We start from the raw sequence: 22,108 nt of genomic DNA, 5'->3' as shown, positions 1-22,108 counted from the left end.
CCAGGGCATTCTGGCCAGGGAAGGGAAAACGAGACGCGGGGAGAGGGAAACAAGAGGGGGCGGGGGACGGCGGGGGAAAGAGAAAAGAAGAGACCCCCCCCCCCCCCCCCCCCCCCCCGGCCCCGTCCCGCCCTCGCCCCTCGCACCACCGAAGGACCGCACCACCATGACCGACCCCATCCGCGGCACCCGCCATGGCTCCGCCCCCGCCGCCCTGTCCGTACTCGACTCCGCCATGACCGGCACCGGCCAGAGGGCCACGGAGGCGCTGGCCGGGAGCATCGAACTCGCCCGGCTGGCCGACCGGCGCGGCTTCACCCGCTACTGGATGAACGAGCACCACGCCATGCCCGGCGTCTCCACCTCCAGCCCGCCCGTCCTGCTCGCCCGGCTCACCGCGGAGACCAGCAGGCTGCGGCTCGGCGCGGGCGGGATCATGCTGCCCAACCATCCGCCACTGGTCGTCGCCGAGCAGTTCGGCATGCTGGAGGCCCTCGCGCCCGGCCGCATCGACCTGGGTCTGGGCCGCGCCCCGGGCACCGATCACGCCACGGCCGACGCCTTGCGGCGAGGCGCGAGCGGCGCCGAGGACTTCCCCCGACAGGTCCTGGAACTCCTGCACTTCCTCGGCGACGACTTCCCCGCCGAGCACCCCTACGCCGACCGCGTGTACGCCGTGCCGGGGCCCGCCCAGGACCGGCTCAACGGTGTCACCCCGCCCGCCGGACGCCTGCCGGTGTGGCTGCTCGGCTCGTCCGGCTACTCGGCGCAGCTCGCCGCCCGGCTCGGCCTGCCGTTCGCCTTCGCCGCGCACTTCAACCCGCGCGACGCCGTGGCCGCCCTGCGCCTGTACCGCGAGCGGTTCACTCCGTCCGAGGCCCTGGCCGAGCCGTACGCGCTGGTCAGCCTCACCGTGGCGGCATCCGAGGACGAGCGTGAGGCCCGCCGCCAGGCCGGCACCCTCGCGCACGCCATGCTCCGCATGTTCCAGCGCAAGTCCTACCTGCTGCCGTCCCCCGAGGAAGTGGACGCCTACACCTACGACGCCGAGGAACGCCAGGCCGTCGACAGCTGGCTGACCCACGTCCCGCACGGCACTCCCGAGCAGGTCACCGCCCACCTGAACCAGGTCCAGCGGGACTCCGGCGCCGACGAGCTGATGATCGGCGCCGTCGGCCACTCCGTCCAGGCCCGGCTGCGCTCCACCGAGCTGATCGCCGACGCCTACGGCATGCCCGACAGCCCGCACTGACGCGGGACGGGCGTTCCCGTGGCCACCGACCGCCCAGCCGGTAGCCGCCACCCCGGCCTCCGCCATCCCGGCACTCCGGCATCCGGCGTCCGGCATCCCCGCCTCCCGAAAGTACCGACCCCATGGCCCACCTGCCCCTCGCCCCCACCCGCACCCCGCCCACCGCCGCTCCCGCCAGCACCCCCGCCATACCCGCGGTGCAGAAGCGCACCCTGACCGTGCTGCTCGTCTCCCAGGTCCTCAGCGGTGTCGGCCTCGCCGCCGGGGTCACCGTCGCCGGGCTGCTGGCCGGGCAGATGCTCCACGACACCTCGCTGTCCGGACTGCCCATCGCCCTGCTCACCGCGGGCTCCGCCGTCGCCGCCGTCGTCATCGGACGCGTCTCCCAGCGCCTCGGCCGCCGCCCGGGGCTGGCCGCCGGATACCTCACCGGCGCCCTCGGCGGTGCGGGTGTCGTCGTCGCGGCCGCGCTCGGTAGCCCCGCGCTGCTGTTCGTCTCCCTGTTCCTGTACGGCGCCGGCACCACGTCCAACCTCCAGGCCCGGTACGCGGGAGCCGACCTCGCCGCGCCCGGTCAGCGTGCCCGCGCCACCTCCACCGTCATCGTCGCCACCGCGGCCGGCGGCATCGCGGGACCGCTGCTCGTCACCCCCGCCGGGCACCTCGCGACCGCCCTCCGACTGCCCGAACTGACCGGCCTGTTCCTCCTCTCCACGGCCGCCTTCGCGCTGGCCGCGCTCACCCTCCTCGTATGGCTGCGGCCCGACCCCCTGCTGCTCGCCCGCGCCCTGCCCGTAGCCCCGGCCGAGGGCGCGCCCGCGGATTCGCCCTCCCGGTCCGGGCCCGGACTGCTCGTCGGCGTCATGGTCCTGGTGCTCAGTCAGCTCGTCATGGTCGCCGTGATGACCATGACCCCCGTCCACATGCACGCCCACGGCTTCGCCACCGCCGCGTCCGGCCTGGTCATCGCCCTGCACACGGGCTCCATGTATCTGCCGTCGCCGCTGGCCGGCCGCCTCGTCGACCGGTTCGGCGCCACCGCGATGAGCGTGGCGACGGCCGGCACGCTGCTCGCCGCGGGAGTGGTCGCCGCCCTCGCGCCCGGCCACTCCTTCGCCCTGATCACCCTCGCCCTCGTCCTGCTCGGCGTCGGCTGGAGCTTCGGCCTGGTCACCGGCACCGCGATCGTCACCAACAGCACGCCCCTGGCCACCCGCGCCAAGGTCCAGGGACTCGTCGACGTCGCCATCGCCGTCGCGGGCGCCGTCGGCGGCCTGGCCTCCGGCATCGTCGTCGCCTTCGCCGGCTACCCGGTCCTCGCCACCCTGTGCGGCGTCCTCGCCTTCGCGGCCGCGCCCGCGGCCGTCATCGCGGCCCGCGGGCAACTCCGTGTCCATTTCCCGCCAGCCCCGCTGACTCCGAACGACTTTCATTGAACCCGCAAGCACTTCTCGCCCAAGAGCGGCGGAAACCACGCGTGAATGAAAGAGATACGGACATGTCTTCTCTCACCGGCAGGACCGCCCTGGTCACCGGCGGCAGCCGCGGCATGGGCGCGGCGATCGCGCTGCGCCTGGCACAGGAGGGCGCGGACGTGGCGATCACCTACGTACAGGGCGAGGCCGCGGCCCGCGAGGTGGTCACGAAGATCCAGTCCATGGGGCAGCGCGCCGTCGCCATCAGGGCGGACGCGGCGGACGCCGGCGACGCGGCGGGCGCGGTGGACCGCGCGGCCGACGACCTGGGCGGCCTGGACATCCTGGTGAACAACGCGGGGATCGGCGTGCTCGGCCCCATCGGCGACCTGACGCTCGCGGACCTCGACCGCGTGCTGGCCGTCAACGTACGAGGCGTCTTCCTGGCCTCGCAGACGGCAGCCGCCCGGCTCCGCGACGGCGGCCGGATCATCACCATCGGAAGCTGCATGGCCCAGCGCGTCCCGGGCCCCGGCGGCACGCTCTACGCGACGAGCAAGGCCGCGCTGATCGGCCTGAACAAAGCGCTGGCACGGGAGCTCGGCGGGCGCAGGATCACGGCGAACCTGGTCCAGCCGGGCCCCATCGACACCGACATGAACCCGGCGGACGGCCCCTTCGCGGAGGGCCAGAGCGCCATGACGGCACTCGGCCGCTTCGGCTCCGCCGACGAGGTGGCGTCCCTGGTCGGCTATCTCGCCGGGGACGACGCCGCGTACGTCACCGGCACCGAACTGTCGGTCGATGGCGGTCACGCCGCCTGACGCGCCCCGTCCCGGAACACGGGTGCATAGGCACACCGCACATCACACGTCGCACATCGGGACATGAGTGCGGGGCGCACCGGGGAGGTTCACCCGGTGCGCCCCGCGTTCAGGGGGTGCGGATCAGCCGCCCAGCTCCTGGTGGCGCGCGGCCAGCCCGGCCGCGCCCGCCTCGGTCAGCGAGCCGAACAGGCGCAGGCGGGAGATGCCGCCGTCCGGGAAGATGTCGACGCGGACGTGCGTACCGACGACCGGCGCGTCGAGGACGAACCGGTGGTTGGTGTCGGGCTGGAGGCGGGTGCGGGGCAGGGCCTCGGCCCACTCCCCCGACTCGCCGTCACGCACCGAGAGGGCGGCCCAGCCGGCCGAGTTGCCCTTGAGGTAGGCGGTGTCGATCTCGACGGCGCGGATCTCGGACTGCTGCACCAACTGGTAGCGGATCCAGTCGTTGCCGGTGTCGCGGCGGCGGCGGGTCTCCCAGCCGTCGTCCATCTTGCGGGACCTGCCCGGCTGGATGGTGTTGGTGGCCGGCGAGTAGAAGCGGTCGGAGGCGTCCTCGACCTGGCCGCCGTTCTCCAGGGCGACGACGTCGAACGTGCCGAGCGCGGCGAGCCACTTGGGGTCGGCGACGACCTCTCCGTAGACGCGGAGGCGGGCGATGCCGCCGTCCGGGTGCTGGTTGACGCGCAGGTGCGTGAAGCGCTGCTCGACGTCGACGGCGAAGCCGTTGGCGGCGTGACCGCCGACCGGCGTACGGGGGACGAGGGTCGTCCACTTCACGTCGTCGCCGCACAGCTCTTCCGGCGTCGGCGAACCCTCGACGCTGGTGCCCTCCACGGACACGGCCTGCGGGTAGTTGCCGCGGAAGTGGGCCGTGTCGATGACGATGCCGCGTACGACACCCGGCGCGCCGAGCCGTACGAGCGCCCAGTCGTGGTCGTCCTGGGTCGGCCACGGGTGCTCGGCCGACACACCGCGCCGGCGGCGGGTCTCCCACCCGTCCATGACCTTGCCCTTGTGGCCGAAGTGCTCGGGGTCGAACACGGCGGCGTGCGGGAGCAGCAGGTTCTCGCGCATCGCGAAGAACTCGTCGTTGGCGGCGATGACACCGGCGCCGAGCTGCCGGTCCGCGAGGTTGGCGTACTGGGTGAAGGGGAAGTCGGCCGTGCGGTAGTCGGCGTAGGGCTCGCCGCCGCCGTAGGGGCTGGCGTCGCCGGTGAAGGAGGCCAGGGGAGTTATGTTCTGCGCCGTCACGGTGTCAGTTGTTCCTTTCCAGAAGTCGGCCCGCGGGTTCACTGAACTCGCCGCCGTGCAGGATGCGTTCGCCGCGCAGCCAGGTGGACTTCACGACGCCGCTGAGGGTCTTGCCCGCGTACGCCGTGACTCGGTTCCGGTGCTGGAGCTCCGCGGGATCCACGGTGAAGGTCTCGTCGGGCGCGAGGACCGCGAAGTCGGCGTCGCGGCCGGCTTCGATGGCGCCCTTCTGGTCGAGTCCGACCAGTTCCGCGGTACGGGTGGACATCCACCGCACCACGTCCTCAAGGGTGTGGCCGCGCTTCCTCGCCTCGGTCCAGACGGCAGGAAGGCTGAGCTGGAGGCCGGAGATGCCGCCCCAGGCGGTGGCGAAGTCGTCGGTCTTCAGGTCGGCGGTGGACGGCGAGTGGTCGGTGACGACACAGTCGATGGTGCCGTCGGCCAGCGCGGCCCAGAGCAGGTCCTGGTTGCCCGCCTCACGGATGGGCGGGCAGCACTTGAACTCACTGGCTCCGTCGGGGACTTCCTCGGCGGTCAGGGTCAGGTAGTGCGGGCAGGTCTCGACGGTCAGCTTGACGCCCTCGCGCCTGGCGGCGGCGACGAGCGGCAGCGCGTCGGAGGACGACAGGTGCAGTACGTGCACGCGCGCGCCGATCCGCTTGGCGACGGCGATGAGCCCGTCGATGGCGGTGTCCTCCGAGACCCGGGGCCGGGTCTGAAGGTAGTCGGCGTACTTGGGGCCGCTCTTGTGCGGGGCGGCGTCCAGCTCGTGCGGGTCCTCGGCGTGCACGATGAGGAGGCCGCCGAACCCGGCGATCTCGGCCATGGAGGCGGCGAGCTGGTCCTGGTTCAGCTCGGGGAACTCATCGACGCCCGAGGGCGAGAGGAAGCACTTGAATCCGTAGACGCCCGCGTCGTGCAGCGGCTTGAGGTCCTGCACGTTGTCGGGGAGGGCGCCGCCCCAGAAACCGACGTCGACGTGGGCCTTGGGCCGGGCGACCTCCTGCTTGGTGCGGAGATTGCCGACCGTCGTCGTCGGCGGCAGGGAGTTGAGCGGCATGTCGACGAGCGTGGTGATGCCGCCGGCGGCCGCGGCGCGGGTGGCGGTCCAGAAGCCCTCCCACTCCGTGCGGCCGGGGTCGTTCACGTGGACGTGCGTGTCGACGAGGCCGGGCAGCAGGACGTCGTCGCCGAAGTCCTCGAGGCGTGCGCCGTCGGGTACGGCGGCGTCGTGCGCGGCGACGGCCACGATCTTCCCGCCGGAGACGGCGACCGAGGCGGCCCGGGTCCCCTCGGGGGTGACGACGCGTGTGGAGCGCAGCACCAGCTCCACCTCGCCGGTCCCGGCACTCGTGACGACGTCCACGTCTCGCTCGGACACCCGTGTCCCCTCTCTTCTGTTCCGCTACACAGACCTTTTGCTTCCGCTTAACGGAATTCAACGTTCTGTTGAAGAAGTTTTCACGCTCGCTCTTCCGGCGTCAAGGGTGGAATGGGCGGCGGGGTTCGCGTGCGCGCGGCGACGAGGCTCGCACTAGACATTTCCACAGAGTGGAAATACAATTCCGCACAACAAAACGTAGCTACGCACAACGACGGCGCCGAGTGATCCTTGGACATCACCGTGGAGACACGGACAAAGGCGACCTGACCGGCTACGACGTCACGACGCGCCAGAGCCCTGGCGGGGAACCGCCCGGTAGGCTGCTGACTTGCCCGCCAGCACCGAAAGGAACGCGCCGTGCCGACGTCAAGCGCCAACGACGCCCTTGCTGAAGTCGCCGCCTCAAAGCCTCCCGCCGCGAGCGGTGGCGTCCAATCCCTGGAGCGCGCCTTCGATCTGCTCGAGCGGATGGCGGACGCCGGGGGCGAGGTCGGTCTCAGCGAGCTCTCCGCCAGCAGCGGGCTTCCGCTGCCGACGATCCACCGCCTCATGCGCACGCTGGTCGCCTGCGGTTACGTACGCCAGCAGGCCAACCGCCGCTACTCCCTCGGCCCGCGCCTGATCCGCCTCGGCGAGTCCGCCTCCCGGCTGCTCGGCACCTGGGCCCGGCCCTACCTCGCCCGCCTCGTCGAGGAGACCGGCGAGACCGCGAACATGGCGCTGCTCGACGGCGACGAGATCGTGTACGTGGCGCAGGTGCCGTCCAAGCACTCCATGCGGATGTTCACCGAGGTCGGCCGGCGGGTCCTGCCGCACTCCACGGGCGTCGGCAAGGCACTCCTCGCCGACACGCCTCCCGATGAGGTACGGGCGCTGCTCGCGCGCACCGGGATGCCGGCGGCCACGGAGAAGACCATCACTACGCCGCAGGGGTTCCTCGACGCGCTGGAGGAGGTCCGCCGCGCGGGGTACGCGGTCGACGACAACGAGCAGGAGATCGGCGTGCGGTGCCTCGCCGTGCCGGTGCCGAACTCGCCCACGGCGGCGGCCATCTCGATCTCCGGGCCCGCGGGGCGGGTCACCGAGGCCGCCACGGACAAGATCGTGCCGGTGTTGCAGCAGGTGGCCGTCGAGCTTTCGGCCGCCCTGTCGGCCACTGCCACTGGCTCCTGAGCCTCGGCGGGCAGGGGCGGGGGGCGGTTCTCCCGAAGGGCCGCCCGAAAGCCCCCTCCCGGGAGCCGAAGCGGGGGTGTCAGAGGCCAGGGGGCCCGACGACCTTGCCGTCCGACAGTTCCACCACCCTGTCCGCCACACTGAGCCGCGACCGGTCGTGCGTGACCAGCACCGTCGCCGTGCCGCGCTCCCGCGTGAGGCCCGCCAGCAGGTCGAGTACCGCGCCTCCCCGCTCGTGGTCCAACGCGCTGGTCGGCTCGTCGACCAGCAGCACCGCGGGTGAGTTCATCAGCGCCCGCGCGATGCCGACCCGTTGCCGCTGCCCACCGGACAGCTGATGCGGGCGCCGCCCCGCCTCCCCCGCGAGCCCGACCGCGGCCAGCAGTTCCCTCGCACGCTCACGGACCTGCCGGGAGGCCCGCCGGCCGTCCACGTGCGCCATCAGCTCAAGCTGCTCCACCGCCGTGAGCGAGGCCAGCAGGTTCGGCTGCTGGAAGACGAGGCCGAGGCGCCGCCGCCGCAGCGCGGCCTGTTCCGCCCGGCTCAGCGCCCCCGTTTCGACGCCGTCGATCACGACCCGCCCCCGGTCGGGCATGACCAGCGTCGCCGCCACCGCGAGCAGGCTGGACTTCCCGGAACCCGACGGGCCGAGGACGGCCGTCATGGTGCCGCCGGGCACCGCGAGACTCACCCCGTCCAACGCGGTGAGCCGCCCGCCCCCATCGGGATACGTGAGGGTGACGTCCTCCACCGACAACGAGGACGGAGACGAGGACGAGGACGAACCGGACGGGAACAAATCTGCTGCATTCATCGAGCACTCCCCAGCGCAACCAACGGATCCACGGCGGTGATCCGCCGCACGGAAAGACCGGCTCCGACCACCCCGAGGGCGACCATCACCGCGGCCGGCCACAGCACGGTCGACGGTTCGAGGACGAACGGCACGTCGTCGCCGCTGATGACCCCGCCCACCGCGGCGGCAAGACCCGTCCCGAGGGCCGTCCCGGCGACCAGCATGGCCACCGCCTGCCCCAGCGCGTCCCGCAGCAGATACGGCGTCGAGGCGCCCAACGCCTTCAGGACGGCGATGTCACCGCCCCGCTGAATCGTCCAGACAGTGAAGAACGCGCCTATGACCAGCGCGGAGATCACGAAGAGGAAGCCCCGCATCAACTGAAGGGACCCGTTCTCGGCCTGGTAGGAGCCGATCGCGGTGAGCGCGCCGTCCAGCGACTTCGTCTCCGTCCCCGCGGCCCGGTCCCCGGCGGCCAGATCGACGCCGTCGGCGGTACGGAGCGCCACCACGGTCGCCTGCGGCTCCTTCGACGCCCCCTTGCGGGAGAGCTCCTGCCAGTCGTCGAGGCCGACCCACACCACGGGGGTGTGGCTGTACGAGGCGTCGGACGCCACCCGTACGACCCGCTCCTCGACCGCACCGCCCCCGAGCCGCACACGGTCACCGACGCCCGCGCCGAGCTCCGCGGCGGCCTTCTCGGACAGCACGGCCCCGCCGGACGTGACCCCGCGCGGGGCGATACCGGAGCCGGGCTCCACGCCGAACGCGGAGACCGCGGCCGACCGGTCGCCCGAGGTGGCGTTGAGGGTACTGATGCCGATGGGGTGCGCCGAGGTGACACCGGGACGCCCGGACCACTTCTCCCAGGCGCCCCGCCCCAGCGACGAGTTGGTGAAGGAGACGGACTGGCCGTCGGGCGGCGCGGCGAACGCCAGATGGTCGGCGGGCAGCCCGGTGATGGCCGAAGTGTTCTCCTTCGCGAGCCCGGCGGTCAGGCCGGACAACAGCCCCACGAGCAGGGTGATCAGTACGACGACGGCTCCCATGAGGGCGAACCGCCCCTTGGCGAACCGCAGGTCTCTCCATGCGACAAACATGCCTCCACCCTGCGGGCCCGGCGGGTGCCCGGGCATCGCGCCACAGCACGGTTCACCCGTATCGAAGTGCGGAACCGCCGCTCAACCTTTCGGTTGACGATCGAGCGGGGGCTGAGCCCGTACCGTGGAAGGAACCCCCGCCCGACCACACGAGACGCCCCCATGCCACGCACCCGCACCGCCACGAGCCCCCCGCCGGGCCGGCCGGTCCCCGTACCCCCCACCATCCGCCTCTGCCTCCACGCCCTCCTCGCCGGGCTGCTCGCGCTCGCCGCGGTCAAGGCGATGGCGGGCGGCGCAGAGCATCGGACGGGGGTCGTCGCGGCGGCGCTGGCCATGGGGGCCGTGTACACGGCGGGCACGCTGCACCCGGCGGTGGGCCGCTCGCGGCGTGCGACCGTGTGGTGGCTCGCGGCGCTCACCGCCTGCTGGCTGGTGCTGCTCGCGCTCTCGCCGGACGGGCTCTGGGCCGCCTTCCCGCTGTACTTCCTCCAGCTCCACCTGCTGCCGAAGCGCTGGGCGCTGCCCGCGGTCCTCGGCACGGCTGCGGCCGCCATCGCGAGTTTCCTGGTGCACAGCGCGCGGGTCACACCCGGCAGCTTCATAGGGCCACTGCTCGGCGCGGCCGTGGCGGTGGCCACGGTCGTGGGGTACGAGGCGCTGTACCGGGAGAGCGAGCGCCGCCGCGAGCTGATCGACGAGCTGATGGCGACCCGCGCCGAACTGGCCGCCGCCGAACGCACTGCGGGCACCCTGGCCGAGCGCGAGCGCCTGGCCAGGGAGATCCACGACACGCTGGCGCAGGGCCTGTCCTCGATCCAGTTGCTGCTGCGGGCCGCCCAGCGCGCGCTGCCGGACGACTCCGCCGCGGCCCCGCACATCGAGCGGGCGCGCGAGGCCGCGCAGGACAACCTCGCCGAGGCCCGGCGCTTCGTACGCGCCCTGTCGCCGCCCGACCTGGAGCACGGTTCGCTCGCGGGAGCCCTTGAGCGGCTGAGCGCGTCGAGTGCGGGGCCGCGCGTCCGGTTCTCCCTCAGCGGTACGCCGACGGAGCTTCCCACGCCGTACGAGGTGGCGCTGCTGCGGGTCGCGCAGTCCGCCCTGGCGAACACGGTCCGCCACGCGGAGGCCGGCCGCGCCGAGATCACCCTGACGTTCATGGACTCCTCGGTCACGCTGGACGTGGTCGACGACGGCCGCGGCTTCGACCCCGCGGCGGACGGCCGGGGCTCCGCCGGTGAGCGTGACGGCGGCTTCGGGCTGCCCGCCATGCGGGCGCGTGCCGAGTCGCTCGGCGGTACGTTCACGGTGGAGTCGGCGCCCGGTCAGGGCACGGCGGTGGCGATCTCGCTGCCGCTGCCGGTACTGGCGAAGGAGGACGCGGCGTGACGTTCGTACCCGGGGCGGGGGCACCGAAGATCCGGCTGCTGCTCGCCGACGACCATCCGGTGGTCCGCGCGGGCCTGCGGGCCGTCCTCGACGCCGAGCCGGACTTCGAGATCGTCGCGGAGGCGGCGACGGCGGAGGCCGCCGTGGAACGCGCCGCCGCGCAGGGGCCGGAGGGGACGGAAGGGGCGGAGGGCATCGATGTGGTGCTGATGGACCTCCAGTTCGGCCCCGGGATGCACGGAGCCGCCGCGACGGCGGCGATCACCGCGCGCGAAGGCGCGCCGCGGGTTCTGGTCCTCACCACGTACGACACGGACGCGGACATCCTCGCGGCGGTGGAGGCGGGCGCCGCGGGCTACCTCCTCAAGGACGCGCCGCCCGAGGAGCTGGCCGCTGCGGTCCGCACCGCGGCATCGGGACGTTCGGCGCTCGCCCCCGCCATCGCCCACCGCCTGATGGACCGGATGCGGGCGCCCGCGGAGGCGCTGAGCCGTCGTGAGCTGGAGGTGCTGCGCCTGGTGAAGGACGGCCTCTCCAACCAGCGGATCAGCAAGGAGCTGTTCCTGAGCCAGGCCACGGTGAAGTCCCACCTGGTGCACATCTACGCCAAGCTGGGGGTGGACTCCCGTACGGCCGCGGTGGCCGCGGCGACCTCCCGCGGCCTGATCCGCGACCGTCCCTGAACCCGCCCCCCAACTCTTTCCGGCGTGTCCTACCGCCCCACCAGCGCGATGTTCTCCACGGTCACCCGCCGCAGCGTCCTGCGCAGACCCCTCGGCAGAGCCGGTGCGGGAACGGTGAGGACCGGGCAGAGCGCGCGCGCACCGACCCGCCGCCGCAGCCGGCCCGGGCGGCGCCTGCCGGGCCGGGTGCCGAGGACCAGCAGGTCGTACGAGTGGACGGCCAGGCCGGGCAGCGCGCGTTCCGGACGGGCCTGAGAGCCTGTGTCATAACCCCGGCCGGGCGCCCGACGCCTGGCACGCACTCCCCCACGCCTGAAGGGCGCGGGGGGACCCCCATGCGGCGTTGCCGAAACGCCCTAGTAGCTCCTCCCCCAGGCCTGAAGGGCCTGGGGGGACCCCCATCGAGGACGCTCCGGCGCCTTGCGATCGCACGCTTCCCCAAGCTCTCGACTTCACTCGAGCAGGGGGGACCCCCATGACGCCGCGCGCTGATCCGACCGGGGTTATGACACAGGCTCTGACCACCCGGCGCTCGCACTCGACGCCGGGTGGCGCGCCGCCGAAGGCCGCGTCGAAGGCGCCGTCGAGGCGGGCCCGCGCCTCGGCCCGCCAGTGCCGTGCCCACGCCGGGTCGGGGTGCCGCAGATACAGCGCCTCGCCCTCCGGCGGCTCCCAGGCGGTCACCGCCACCAGCAGGCGCCCGCTCCGCCTGGCCTCGTCGGCGGCGGCACGCAGCGCGGCGAGACTCGCGAGCGAGCCGCTCACCCCCACCACGACCCGCCCGTCCACGCTCTCCGTCCCCGCTGTCGATGCCACCGGTACCTCCCAGGCCACATAGCCGCTTCACGCCCGCCACTGACGACTCTGTACGCTGATTGGCCTGGAGAGCAGGGCCAATCGGCAGGAGTTGGCATGGCAGAGGGGCACGTGGTCCGCGTGGTGGACAGAAGACTCGGCAGCCGTCAGCTCGCCGCGCTGCTCGTCGGCGCCGTGGGCGGGCACCCCGGCTACCGCGCGCTCGCGCACGGCATACGCACCCTCGTCCTGGACGGCCGTGTCCCGCTGCACACCCGGCTGCCCGCCGAGCGCGAGCTGGCCTCGGCGCTCGTGGTGAGCCGGGCCACGGTCACGGCGGCGTACGACGTGCTGCGCGAGGGCGGCTTCGCGCGCAGCCGGCGGGGCGCGGGGACCTGGACGGAGCTGCCGGAGGGGCAGCGTCCTGCCGCCGTGGCGGCGTTTCCCGCGGGCGACGACGTGCTGGATCTGGCGGTGGCGGCGCCCGGCGCTCCGGAGCCGGAGCTTGCCGCGGCGCTCGGCGCGGCGGCCGCGATGCTGCCCGCGCACGCGCCGACGGCGGGCTACCACCCGTACGGCATACCGGAGTTGAGGGCGGCCGTGGCCGACCGCTTCACCCGGCGGGGGCTCCCCACGCTCCCCGACCAGATCCTGATCACGACCGGCGCCCAGCACGCGCTGTCCCTGACGCTCTCACTCCTCGGCAGGCCGGGCGACCGCGTCCTGGTCGAGAACCCCTCGTATCCGAACGCCCTGGACGCGATCCGCAACGCCGGGCTGCGTTCGGTGCCGGTTCCGGTCACGGAGGACGGCTGGGACAGCGGGCTCGTCGAGTCCTCGCTGCGGCAGGCGGCACCCCGCATGGCCTACCTCGTACCGGACTTCCAGAATCCGACCGGCGGTCTGATGCCGCGCGAGCAGCGCGTACGCGTCCTGGAGACGGCCCGCGCCACCGGCACCTGGCTGCTGATCGACGAGACCATCGCCGACATCGCCCTGGACGGGCCGCCGCCCACGCCCTTCGCCTCGCTGGCGCCGCACGGCGTGGGCGAACAGGTCGTCACCGTCGGGTCGTTGAGCAAGTCGCACTGGGGCGGGCTGCGGATCGGCTGGGTGCGGGCGAGTACGCGGCTGATCACGGAACTGGCGATGGCGCGGGTGCCCACCGACATGGCGACGCCCGTCATCGAGCAGCTCGTGGCGCTGCATCTGGTGCGCGACATGGACCGGGTCCTCGGCGAGCGGCTGCCGATGCTGCGGGAGCGGCGGGACGCCCTGGCGGCGTCGCTGGCCAGGCACCTGCCGGAGTGGCGCTGGCGGACGCCGCCGGGCGGGCTTTCGCTCTGGGTGGATCTGGGGCGCCCGGTGGCGTCGGCCCTGGCCCGCGCGGCGCTGGCCCAGGGCGTGCGGATCGAGGGCGGCTCCCGCTTCGGCGCCGACCCCGGCACCCACGAACACCGCCTCCGCATCCCCTACACGCTTCCGCCCGCCACCCTGGAGGAGGCCGCGCAACGCCTGGCGGCAGCGCTGGCGGGCGACCTGCGCGCCCCCACCGACGACTCGCAGGGCCGCCGCTGGGTCGCGTGACGAGGGGCTAGGCCCCCGGCGGGGCTCCGAACATCTCCACCGCGCCCCGCACCTCCGCGAGCCCGGGCGCCAGGGCGCTGACGGAGCCGATCGCGCCGGCCACGAGGAGCAGGGAGCGGCGCAGCCGCGGGATCTCGGGGGTGCCGCCGTCGGCCATTTCCGCGAGGGCGGCCAGTTCGTCCTCGGCTATGCCGCGGTCGGTGAACTCCGGCGGGTGGACGGCGAGTTCACGTCGCAGCCGCGCCACGGAGACCCGCAGCCCAGCCACCCGCGGATCCTCACCGCTTCCGGCGCCCCCGGCCCTCGCGGTGCTCCCGGCACTCCCGGTACTCGCGACGTGCCCGACGCTCGCGGTACTCGCGGCGTGCCCGGCACCTCCGGCGCCCCCGGCACTCCCGACCCTCGCGGCACCTCCGGCGCTCTCGGCGCTCGCGATCCTCGCGGCACTCCCGACGCTCCCGGCACTCCCGGCACTCCCGGTGCTCCCGGTGCTCCCGGTGCTCGCGGCGCGCCCGGCACCTCCGGCGCTCGCGGTGCTCCGGGCGCTCACGGTGCTCCCGGCACTCCCGGCGTGCCCGGCGCTCCCGGCGCTCCCCGCCACTCGTCTCTGCTCCGTGCTCCGCAACACGGTTCTCCCCCCTCGCACACCGTCGCGCGTCAGTTCCCGTGCGTCAGTTCCGTGCGTCAGTTCTCGTGCGTCTTTCTCTGCCCCGTCAGGGCGCTGGTCAGGCGCCCGGGAGCCGCGGATCAGTAAACCGTTACGTGGGCGCGGTGCGCCACTTTCCGGCCGCCGCCCGGCCGGAACACGCCCTGCCGCCCGGGTGTATGCAGGGGGCATGACGACAGAACCGATGAACCCGCAGGCCGGCGAGGTGGCCGGACTGCTGCTCGCCGCGGGCGGCGGGCGACGCCTCGGCGGCCGGCCCAAGGCGCTTCTGGAGCACCGGGGCCGCCCCTTGGTCGAGCACGCCGTACGGGTGCTGCGCGAGGCCGGGTGCGCACGCGTGCACGTGGTCATCGGCGCCGCCTCCGCCACCGTACGCGCGCGTGCCTCGCTCCCCGGCTGCGTACTGGTGGACAACCCGGACTGGGCCCAGGGCATGGGTTCGTCGCTGCGGGCCGGTCTCGCCTCGCTGCGGGACACCGGCGCGGCGGCCGCGCTGGTCTCGCTGGTCGACCAGCCGGGGATCGGCCCGGCGGCCACCGCGCGCGTGCGCGCCGCGTACCGGTCGCCCTCGACGCTCGCGGCGGCGGCGTACGACGGCGTACGCGGCCACCCGGTCCTGTTCGGCTCCGCGCACTGGGCCGGGATCGAGGCGAGTGCGGTCGGCGACCGCGGGGCACGCGCCTATCTGAGGCAGCACGCCGGCGCGATCGCTCTGGTCGAGTGCGGGGATGTGGCGGAGGCTTACGACATCGACACGGCGGCGGATCTGAGCCGCCTGGAGCCCGCACCCCGGGACTCCGGGACGGCGGCGCACGGCGAGTGACCGGCGTGGCACTCAGCGACACGTTGTGTCGACGAAAAGAATCTCGACATCAACAAACCATTGAACTTCCACCATGAGGAAACTAGTATCCACTGACCAGAAGGCCCGTTACCTCGGACGGGGCCCGGAAGCCGTACCTCGGCTCTGGTGGCACTCCGTGCCACCGTGTCTGCCCGGCGGCTCGCCCGGCCACCGTCCGTGCAGCTCTCTGAAGGAAGTGACAGTTCATGTCCGCACTAGCGCCGTCGCCGCTGGCCATCGTCGACGCAGAGCCCCTGCCCCGGCAGGACGAGGTGCTCACCGACGCGGCCCTCGCCTTTGTGGCCGAGCTGCACCGGCTGTTCACGCCCCGGCGTGACGAGCTCCTCGCCCGCCGCGCCGAGCGCCGTGCCGAGATCGCCGCGACCTCCACCCTGGACTTCCTCCCGGAGACGGCCGCGATCCGCGCCGACGACTCCTGGCGGGTCGCCGAGGCCCCGGCCGCGCTCAACGACCGCCGCGTGGAGATCACGGGCCCGACCGACCGCAAGATGACCATCAACGCCCTGAACTCGGGCGCCAAGGTCTGGCTCGCCGACTTCGAGGACGCCTCCGCGCCCACCTGGGAGAACGTGGTCCTCGGCCAGCTCAACCTCGCCGACGCCTACGAGCGCCGCATCGACTTCACCGACGAGCGCACCGGCAAGTCGTACGCCCTCAAGGGCGCCGACGAGCTCGCCACGGTCGTCATGCGCCCCCGCGGCTGGCACCTGGACGAGCGCCACCTCCAGGTCGACGGCAAGCCGGTCCCCGGCGCCCTCGTCGACTTCGGGCTGTACTTCTTCCACAACGCCAAGCGCCTCATCGAGCTCGGCAAGGGCCCGTACTTCTACCTCCCGAAGACGGAGTCGTACCTGGAGGCCCGCCTCTGGAACGACATCTTCGTCTTCGCCCAGGACTACGTCGGCATCCCCCAGGGCACGGTCCGCGCGACCGTCCTGATCGAGACGATCACCGCCGCGTACCAGATGGAGGAGATCCTCTACGAGCTGCGCGACCACGCGTCCGGGCTCAACGCGGGCCGCTGGGACTACCTCTTCTCCATCGTCAAGAACTTCCGTGACGGCGGCGAGAAGTTCGTCCTGCCGGACCGCAACCTGGTCACGATGACCGCCCCGTTCATGCGGGCGTACACCGAACTCCTCGTCCGCACCTGCCACAAGCGCGGCGCGCACGCGATCGGCGGCATGGCGGCGTTCATCCCGTCCCGCAAGGACGCGGAGGTCAACAAGGTCGCGTTCGAGAAGGTCAAGAACGACAAGGACCGTGAGGCGAACGACGGCTTCGACGGTTCGTGGGTGGCGCACCCGGACCTCGTCCCGATCGCCATGAAGTCCTTCGACACCGTCCTTGGCGACAAGCCGAACCAGAAGGACCGCCTGCGCGAGGACGTGAAGGTCGCGCCCGAGGACCTGATCGCCATCGACTCCCTCGACGCGAGGCCCACCTACGACGGCCTGGTCAACGCCGTCCAGGTCGGCATCCGCTACATCGAGGCCTGGCTGCGCGGCCTCGGCGCCGTCGCGATCTTCAACCTCATGGAGGACGCGGCCACCGCCGAGATCTCCCGCTCCCAGATCTGGCAGTGGATCAACGCCGGGGTCGTCTTCGAGACGGGCGAGACGGCCACCGCCGACCTGGCCCGCGAGGTCGCGGCCCGGGAGCTGGACGCCATCCGCACCGAGATCGGCGAAGAGGCCTTCGCGGCCGGCAAGTGGCAGCAGGCCCACGACCTCCTCCTCCAGGTCTCCCTGGACGAGGACTACGCGGACTTCCTGACCCTCCCGGCATACGAGCAGCTCCGCTGACCGACCAGCAGACAGACGCCTCAGCGCCAGCCCCATCCCCCGGCACCGCACAGCGCCGGGGGCCGGGGCGCGGTCGGTAGAGGCCCACGGCCGGAGCCCGCCCTCAGCCGAGGTGGGCCGACCAGTCCTGCTCAGCCGCGGGCTTGCCGTGCAGGTCGGGCACCCGCTTGAGCCAGGCGGGCCGCCCCCGCTCGGTGGCGGCCGCCCGCCGCGCGTCAGCGGCAGCCAGCTCGTCCCGCGAGGGAAAACCGCTCGGCAGCCAGACGGCGGAGGACCGAGCCCGCGCCAGCAGAAACTCCACGTAGGCATCCCGGACCGCCCCCGGCGAGCCGAATCCGGGCTCGTCGTCCAGCCAGGCGTCCGGCACGAGCCTGGTGACTTCCCGCAGCAAGGACTCCGTGACCAGCGGCGCGAGTTCCGCGTCGGCGGCGGCCGTGTCCGGCCCGTAACCGCCCAGCGCGTGGTGCCGGAAGTCGTACACCTTGTCCGGCGCGGAGGCGCCCCACCGGTGGTGGAAGACCAGAGCCGCCCCGTGGTCGATGAGCCAGAGCTTCGGCGGCAGCACGCCGAAGGTGGGCCAGACCATCAGGTTCGAGCTGTGCACGGTCCGGTCCACGTTGGCCGTGAGCGCGTCGAGCCAGACGACCTTGCCGGCCTCCAGCGGGTCGACGTCGATCGCCTCCGGCGTGAAGTCGCGCGCCCCCGGCAGCAGGTCCATGCCGAGGTTGAGACCCGCGCTGGCACGCAGCAGGTCCCGCACCTCCTGGTGCGGCTCGTGCGCGCCGACCGCCGGGTCGAAGTCGACGAGGACCAGCTCGGGAAAGCGGAGCCCCAGCCGCCGCGCCAGCTCGCCGACGATGATCTCGGCGACCAGGGCCTTGCGCCCCTGCGCGGACCCGGTGAACTTGACGACGTACGTCCCGAGATCGTCGGCCTCGACGACCCCGGGCACCGAGCCGCCGGTGTGCAGCGGTTCGACGTAGCGGGTCGCCGCGACCTCTCTCAACATTTTCTCAGCCTCCGGCATGAAGTGAGCATAGTGACCGTAGGTGATCACAGGCGAGGAGTGGACTCGTCGTCCGGGACGACGACGCGGGCGACTCGGCCGTGCGCGCCTGGGCCCTCCCGCGGTGGCTGCACTGGCTCCCCGGCGGCAAGGCGGAAGGCGAAAGCGACGGCGGCCTCGGAGCAAGCCCCCGCTCCCGCTCCCGAAGGCAGGGCCGCCTCACGTCTCCCGCAGTGCCTTCGCCAGGACCCCGTCCCCGGAGAGCTCGATCCGGCCCGCGCGCAGGCCCTCGCCCACCGTCAGCGCGCCCCCGCTCACCTCGACGCACGTCTGCGCGTCCAGCGTGAGCAGCACGTCGGGGGCTTCCGGCGCGGGCCCGTCGCCGAAGCCCTCCGGATCGCCGCCCACGCGTACGTGGAACTCGCCCTCCGCCAGGCGGACCTGCACGGTCCCTGCCGCCCCGAGCCCCGCGAGCGACCGCAGCAGCGGCAGCGCGAACCAGTGCGCGCGCACCGCGTCGGTGGGCCTGCGCTCCGCCAGGGCGGGCGTGCCCCAGGCGGCGATGGCGCGCAGGACGGGCTGCAAATCCCGCCCCGGCGCGGTGAGTTCGTACACGTACGCCGCCGACGGCGGAGGCAGCTTGCGGCGGGTCACCAGGCCCTGCTGCTCCATGTCCTTCAGGCGCGAGGCGAGGACGTCCGTGCTGACGCCGGGCAGGTCGGCGTGCAGGTCGGTGTAGCGACGGGGTCCGGCGAGCAGCTCCCTGACGATCAGAAGGGTCCAGCGGTCCCCGACGGCGTCGAGACCGCGGGCGACCGCGCAGTACTGGTCGTAACTTCGGCGGGAGCGGGCGGACGGCCGTGACTGAGGTGGCATGCGACATAGTCTAGGGAACTTGTTGGACTTTCCAAGCGCGGGCTTGGTAAAACCAAGTAACACACGTCACGGGAGGCGCACCGCATGGAGTTCCGGCAGTCGAGCAAGCTCAGCGAGGTCTGTTACGAGATCCGGGGCCCCGTCATCGAGCACGCCAACGCCCTGGAGGAGGCGGGCCACAGCGTGCTGCGCCTCAACACCGGCAACCCCGCGCTCTTCGGCTTCGAGGCGCCCGAGGAGATCGTCCAGGACATGATCCGGATGCTCCCGAACGCGCACGGCTACACGGACTCGCGCGGCGTCCTCTCCGCCCGCCGCGCGGTCGCCCAGCGCTACCAGGCGCTCGGCCTCGACGACGTCTCCGTGGACGACGTCTTTCTCGGCAACGGCGTGTCCGAGCTGGTCACCATGGCCGTGCAGGCACTCCTGGAGGACGGCGACGAAGTCCTGATCCCCGCCCCCGACTTCCCCCTGTGGACGGCCGTGACCACCCTCTCCGGAGGCAAGGCCGTGCACTACGTATGTGATGAGTCCGCGGAGTGGTACCCCGACCTCGACGACATGGCCGCGAAGATCACAGACCGGACCAAGGCCGTCGTGATCATCAACCCCAACAACCCCACGGGCGCCGTCTACCCCAAGGAGATCCTGGAGGGCATCCTCGACCTCGCGCGGCGGCACGGCCTGATGGTCTTCGCCGACGAGATCTACGACCAGATCCTGTACGACGACGCCGTGCACCACAGCGTCGCCGCCCTCGCCCCGGATCTCGTCGTCCTCACCTTCTGCGGACTCTCGAAGACGTACCGGGTGGCAGGGTTCCGGTCCGGGTGGATGGTCGTCACAGGGCCACGGCAGCACGCCAGGAACTACCTGGAGGGCCTGACGATGCTCGCCTCCATGCGGCTGTGCCCGAACGCCCCCGCGCAGTACGCCATCCAGGCCGCGCTCGGCGGCCGGCAGTCCATCCGCGAGCTCACCGCTCCCGGCGGCAGGCTGCACGAGCAGCGCGACCGCGCCTGGGAGAAGCTGAACGAGATCCCGGGCGTCTCATGCGTGAAGCCCAAGGGCGCCCTGTACGCGTTCCCGCGCCTGGACCCGAAGGTGCACCCGATCCACGACGACGAGAAGTTCGTCCTCGACCTGCTGCTCCAGGAGAAGATCCAGGTCGTGCAGGGCACCGGTTTCAACTGGCCGCGCCCCGACCACTTCCGCATCCTCACCCTCCCTTACGCTGACGATCTGGACGCGGCGATCAGCCGCATCGGCCGCTTCCTCAGCGGCTACCGCCAGTAGCCAGTTCCGCCACGGCCCACCGGGAGCGACGTGACCCCCTGCCCCACCTGCGGTACGGCCTCCCGTACACAGTTCGCGTCACCCGATCTGGTCGGGCCCATCGTGTACGAGGACTTCGACCGCGCCGCCGACCCGGCGTGGCGGGAGTCGGGCGCCGCCACCGTCGAGGACTACGCGCGCTGGTGCGGCCACCTCTGCGGCCTGACGTGCTACCAGATGGCGCTCGGCGCGGACGCGCCCTCCCTCTTCGAGCTGCGTGACGGCGCCCTGAAGTACGGCGCGTACACCGAGGAGGACGGGGTGATCCGCGGGATGGTCTACGCGCCCTTCGCCGAGTACGCCCGCGAGGCGCACGGCGTCGACGCCACGGTCCACCGGCACCTCTCCGTGGCGGAGATCGGGACGCTGCTCGACGAGGGACGCCGGGTGATCGCCTCCGTCCACTTCGAGATCCGCCGCCCGCACCGCCCCGCGCCCGGCAGGGGCGGCCACCTGGTCCTGCTCACCGGCCGCACCGCCGAGGGGCTGCACTTCCACAACCCCTCGGGCATCGACGCGGCGACCAGGACCGCCACGCTCCCCGCCGACGAGTTCGAGCCGTTCTTCGCCGGACGCGGAGTCTCACTGCCCTGACAGATGGTCACCGGGGCTGCCAGGATGGCCCGATGATGCGTGGGGGCAGGGTCGCCGTCGTGGGGGGCAGCATCGCCGGATGTGCGGCGGCGCTGGCCGCGCACCGCGGCGGCGCCGATGAGATCACCGTGTACGAGCGCGCGGGGGGTGACCTCGCGGACCGCGGGGTGGGCCTCGCGGTGCACGACGCGCGGTACGCGGAGCTGGAGTCGGCCGGGTACCTGGACGCAGGCATGGCGTGGGTGCGGATGAGGCGGCGGCGCTGGTACGTGCGTGACGGCTCCACCGCCTCCCCGGTGGGCCGGGAGATCGCGGAGATGCCCTTCCCCTTCCGTACGTACAACTGGGGACCGCTGTGGCGGGAGCTGCGCGACCGGGTCCCCGGGGCCGCGGTCTTCCGGGCGGGTACGCCGGTTCAGGCGCTGCACCCCGGGGCCGACGGCACCCGGGTGGCGACCGCCGCGGGCTCCGAGCGCTTCGACCTGGTCATCGGTGCGGACGGCTACCGCTCGACGGCCCGCGCGGCGGCCTTCGGCGACGTACGCCCCGCGTATGCCGGATACCTCGCCTGGCGCGGTGCCTTCCCCGAGGACCGGCTCGCCGATCCGGCGCTGTGGCCCGGTGAGATCTGCGCGTACGTCGTCTTCCCCGGCGGCCACCTCATCGTCTACCGCATCCCTGACGGGTCCGGCGGCCGCCGCGTCAACTGGGTCCTGTACACCGCGCCGCCCCCGGGCCTGGACCTCGGGCTCGGCCTGGACCTGCGGCTCACAGGGCCCGCGAGCCTGCCGCCCGGCGGCCTCACCGAGGCGCTCACCGCGCATCTGCGGCACGTGGCCGACGAGCTGCTGCCGCCGTACTGGGGCGCGCTGCTGCACGCGACGGCGCCCGACGAGCGGTTCCTCCAGCCCATGTACGACTTCGCGGCGCCGCACTGCACGGCGGGCCGCGTCCTGCTGGTGGGCGACGCGGCGGCGGTGGCCCGGCCGCACACCGGCGCGGGCGCGGTGAAGGCGCTCCAGGACGCGACGGTCCTGGAGTCCTGTCTCGCGGCGGCGGACACCTGGGGTGAGGCCCTGGCCGCGTACGACAGGGACCGCACGCTCTCCGGCCACGCGATGGTGGACCTCGGGCGCCGGCTCGGCGACGCGCTCGTCCTGGCCACGCCGGACTGGCGGGCCATGGACGGGACGGCGCTTGAGGCCTGGTGGAAGCGGGCGGACGGCACCGGGGTCTTCGGCGGCCGGGAGCTGAAGCCCTCGTAGCCGGGCGGGCGTGGCGTGGCCCATGGGCGAGCGTGGCGCCCTG

At 73.0% G+C, this 22,108-nt stretch carries 20 protein-coding genes and 1 pseudogene; 12 read left to right on the top strand and 9 right to left on the bottom strand.

Annotation, left to right across the window (positions count from 1 at the left end; translation table 11 throughout):
- Positions 1 to 166 precede the first annotated feature (166 nt).
- The 3 genes from ACZ6JY_RS33795 to ACZ6JY_RS33785 all read left to right on the top strand — a co-directional run bounded on the left by ACZ6JY_RS33795 (position 167) and on the right by ACZ6JY_RS33785 (position 3,491).
- The gene (locus tag ACZ6JY_RS33795) at positions 167 to 1,252 is read left to right on the top strand and encodes an LLM class flavin-dependent oxidoreductase (protein ID WP_469202118.1); all 1,086 of its coding nucleotides are present in this window, start codon (positions 167 to 169) and stop codon (positions 1,250 to 1,252) included.
- Positions 1,253 to 1,374: 122 nt separating this feature from the next.
- Complete coding sequence (locus ACZ6JY_RS33790; protein WP_469202116.1) at positions 1,375 to 2,688, top strand: MFS transporter; 1,314 nt, start codon at positions 1,375 to 1,377, stop codon at positions 2,686 to 2,688.
- Between the two features lie 62 nt (positions 2,689 to 2,750).
- On the top strand, positions 2,751 to 3,491 hold the full coding sequence (locus ACZ6JY_RS33785; RefSeq protein WP_469202114.1) for an SDR family oxidoreductase: 741 nt from the start codon (positions 2,751 to 2,753) through the stop codon (positions 3,489 to 3,491).
- 123 nt (positions 3,492 to 3,614) lie between these two features.
- Here ACZ6JY_RS33785 and alc read toward each other — a convergent pair whose 3' ends face one another.
- Entirely contained in the window at positions 3,615 to 4,745 is a 1,131-nt protein-coding gene (gene alc / locus ACZ6JY_RS33780) for an allantoicase (protein ID WP_469202112.1), read from the bottom strand.
- A 4-nt stretch (positions 4,746 to 4,749) separates the two neighbouring features.
- Complete coding sequence (gene allB, locus ACZ6JY_RS33775) at positions 4,750 to 6,126, bottom strand: allantoinase AllB (RefSeq protein WP_469202111.1); 1,377 nt, start codon at positions 6,124 to 6,126, stop codon at positions 4,750 to 4,752.
- A gap of 360 nt (positions 6,127 to 6,486) precedes the next feature.
- Between allB and ACZ6JY_RS33770 the strand changes: the two genes are divergently transcribed.
- The gene (locus tag ACZ6JY_RS33770; protein ID WP_469202109.1) at positions 6,487 to 7,302 is read left to right on the top strand and encodes an IclR family transcriptional regulator; all 816 of its coding nucleotides are present in this window, start codon (positions 6,487 to 6,489) and stop codon (positions 7,300 to 7,302) included.
- Between the two features lie 79 nt (positions 7,303 to 7,381).
- Here the strand turns inward: ACZ6JY_RS33770 and ACZ6JY_RS33765 are convergent, their stop codons facing one another.
- The gene (locus ACZ6JY_RS33765) at positions 7,382 to 8,116 is read right to left on the bottom strand and encodes an ABC transporter ATP-binding protein (protein WP_469202107.1); all 735 of its coding nucleotides are present in this window, start codon (positions 8,114 to 8,116) and stop codon (positions 7,382 to 7,384) included.
- A complete protein-coding gene (locus ACZ6JY_RS33760; RefSeq protein WP_469202105.1) occupies positions 8,113 to 9,198 on the bottom strand; it encodes an ABC transporter permease in 1,086 nt (361 codons plus the stop codon). Before ACZ6JY_RS33760 ends, ACZ6JY_RS33765 begins: the two co-directional genes overlap by 4 nt.
- A 162-nt stretch (positions 9,199 to 9,360) precedes the next feature.
- On the opposite strand from ACZ6JY_RS33760, the gene ACZ6JY_RS33755 reads away from it, so the two are divergent.
- Positions 9,361 to 10,587 carry a sensor histidine kinase gene (locus tag ACZ6JY_RS33755; RefSeq protein ID WP_469202103.1) on the top strand — a complete coding sequence of 409 codons (1,227 nt, stop codon included), beginning with the start codon at positions 9,361 to 9,363 and terminating at the stop codon, positions 10,585 to 10,587.
- A complete protein-coding gene (locus tag ACZ6JY_RS33750) occupies positions 10,584 to 11,270 on the top strand; it encodes a response regulator (RefSeq protein WP_469202101.1) in 687 nt (228 codons plus the stop codon). The genes ACZ6JY_RS33755 and ACZ6JY_RS33750 overlap by 4 nt, the downstream gene beginning before the upstream one ends.
- 29 nt (positions 11,271 to 11,299) lie before the next feature.
- On the opposite strand, the gene ACZ6JY_RS33745 is transcribed toward ACZ6JY_RS33750, so the two are convergent.
- Both ACZ6JY_RS33745 and ACZ6JY_RS33740 read right to left on the bottom strand, forming a co-directional pair.
- A complete protein-coding gene (locus tag ACZ6JY_RS33745; RefSeq protein WP_469202099.1) occupies positions 11,300 to 11,572 on the bottom strand; it encodes a hypothetical protein in 273 nt (90 codons plus the stop codon).
- Positions 11,535 to 12,035: a hypothetical protein gene (locus tag ACZ6JY_RS33740; RefSeq protein ID WP_469202336.1), complete on the bottom strand. Its 501-nt coding sequence runs from the start codon at positions 12,033 to 12,035 to the stop codon at positions 11,535 to 11,537. Before ACZ6JY_RS33740 ends, ACZ6JY_RS33745 begins: the two co-directional genes overlap by 38 nt.
- Before the next feature lie 147 nt (positions 12,036 to 12,182).
- On the opposite strand from ACZ6JY_RS33740, the gene yczR reads away from it, so the two are divergent.
- Complete coding sequence (gene yczR, locus ACZ6JY_RS33735) at positions 12,183 to 13,652, top strand: MocR-like transcription factor YczR (protein WP_469202097.1); 1,470 nt, start codon at positions 12,183 to 12,185, stop codon at positions 13,650 to 13,652.
- Positions 13,653 to 13,659: 7 nt separating this feature from the next.
- On the opposite strand, the pseudogene ACZ6JY_RS33730 reads toward yczR, so the two are convergent.
- Positions 13,660 to 13,941, bottom strand: a pseudogene (locus ACZ6JY_RS33730) (DUF5955 family protein); the annotation flags it as partial.
- Between the two features lie 547 nt (positions 13,942 to 14,488).
- On the opposite strand from ACZ6JY_RS33730, the gene ACZ6JY_RS33725 reads away from it, so the two are divergent.
- Positions 14,489 to 15,142: a nucleotidyltransferase family protein gene (locus tag ACZ6JY_RS33725; protein ID WP_469202095.1), complete on the top strand. Its 654-nt coding sequence runs from the start codon at positions 14,489 to 14,491 to the stop codon at positions 15,140 to 15,142.
- Between the two features lie 227 nt (positions 15,143 to 15,369).
- Positions 15,370 to 16,989, top strand: coding sequence for a malate synthase A (gene aceB, locus ACZ6JY_RS33720; protein ID WP_469202093.1), 1,620 nt, complete (start codon positions 15,370 to 15,372; stop codon positions 16,987 to 16,989).
- A gap of 103 nt (positions 16,990 to 17,092) precedes the next feature.
- Here the strand turns inward: aceB and ACZ6JY_RS33715 are convergent, their stop codons facing one another.
- Both ACZ6JY_RS33715 and ACZ6JY_RS33710 read right to left on the bottom strand, forming a co-directional pair.
- Positions 17,093 to 17,998 (bottom strand): HipA family kinase, encoded by a 906-nt coding sequence (locus tag ACZ6JY_RS33715; RefSeq protein ID WP_469202091.1) that lies wholly within the window; start codon positions 17,996 to 17,998, stop codon positions 17,093 to 17,095.
- Positions 17,999 to 18,214: 216 nt separating this feature from the next.
- A complete protein-coding gene (locus tag ACZ6JY_RS33710; protein WP_469202089.1) occupies positions 18,215 to 18,871 on the bottom strand; it encodes a winged helix-turn-helix transcriptional regulator in 657 nt (218 codons plus the stop codon).
- Positions 18,872 to 18,955: 84 nt separating this feature from the next.
- Here ACZ6JY_RS33710 and ACZ6JY_RS33705 point away from each other — a divergent pair, with 84 nt between their 5' ends.
- Genes ACZ6JY_RS33705 through ACZ6JY_RS33695 form a run of 3 tightly spaced genes read left to right on the top strand, consistent with a single transcriptional unit; the run spans position 18,956 to position 22,065 of the window.
- On the top strand, positions 18,956 to 20,167 hold the full coding sequence (locus tag ACZ6JY_RS33705) for a pyridoxal phosphate-dependent aminotransferase (RefSeq protein ID WP_447040970.1): 1,212 nt from the start codon (positions 18,956 to 18,958) through the stop codon (positions 20,165 to 20,167).
- 30 nt (positions 20,168 to 20,197) lie between these two features.
- Positions 20,198 to 20,800, top strand: a complete 603-nt coding sequence (locus ACZ6JY_RS33700) for a cysteine peptidase family C39 domain-containing protein (protein ID WP_469202086.1) — start codon at positions 20,198 to 20,200, stop codon at positions 20,798 to 20,800.
- Between the two features lie 35 nt (positions 20,801 to 20,835).
- Complete coding sequence (locus ACZ6JY_RS33695; protein WP_469202084.1) at positions 20,836 to 22,065, top strand: FAD-dependent monooxygenase; 1,230 nt, start codon at positions 20,836 to 20,838, stop codon at positions 22,063 to 22,065.
- Positions 22,066 to 22,108 lie beyond the last annotated feature (43 nt).

This window comes from Streptomyces sp. NPDC046335, assembly GCF_055587985.1.
This window is presented reverse-complemented; position numbering and strand designations above follow the sequence as displayed.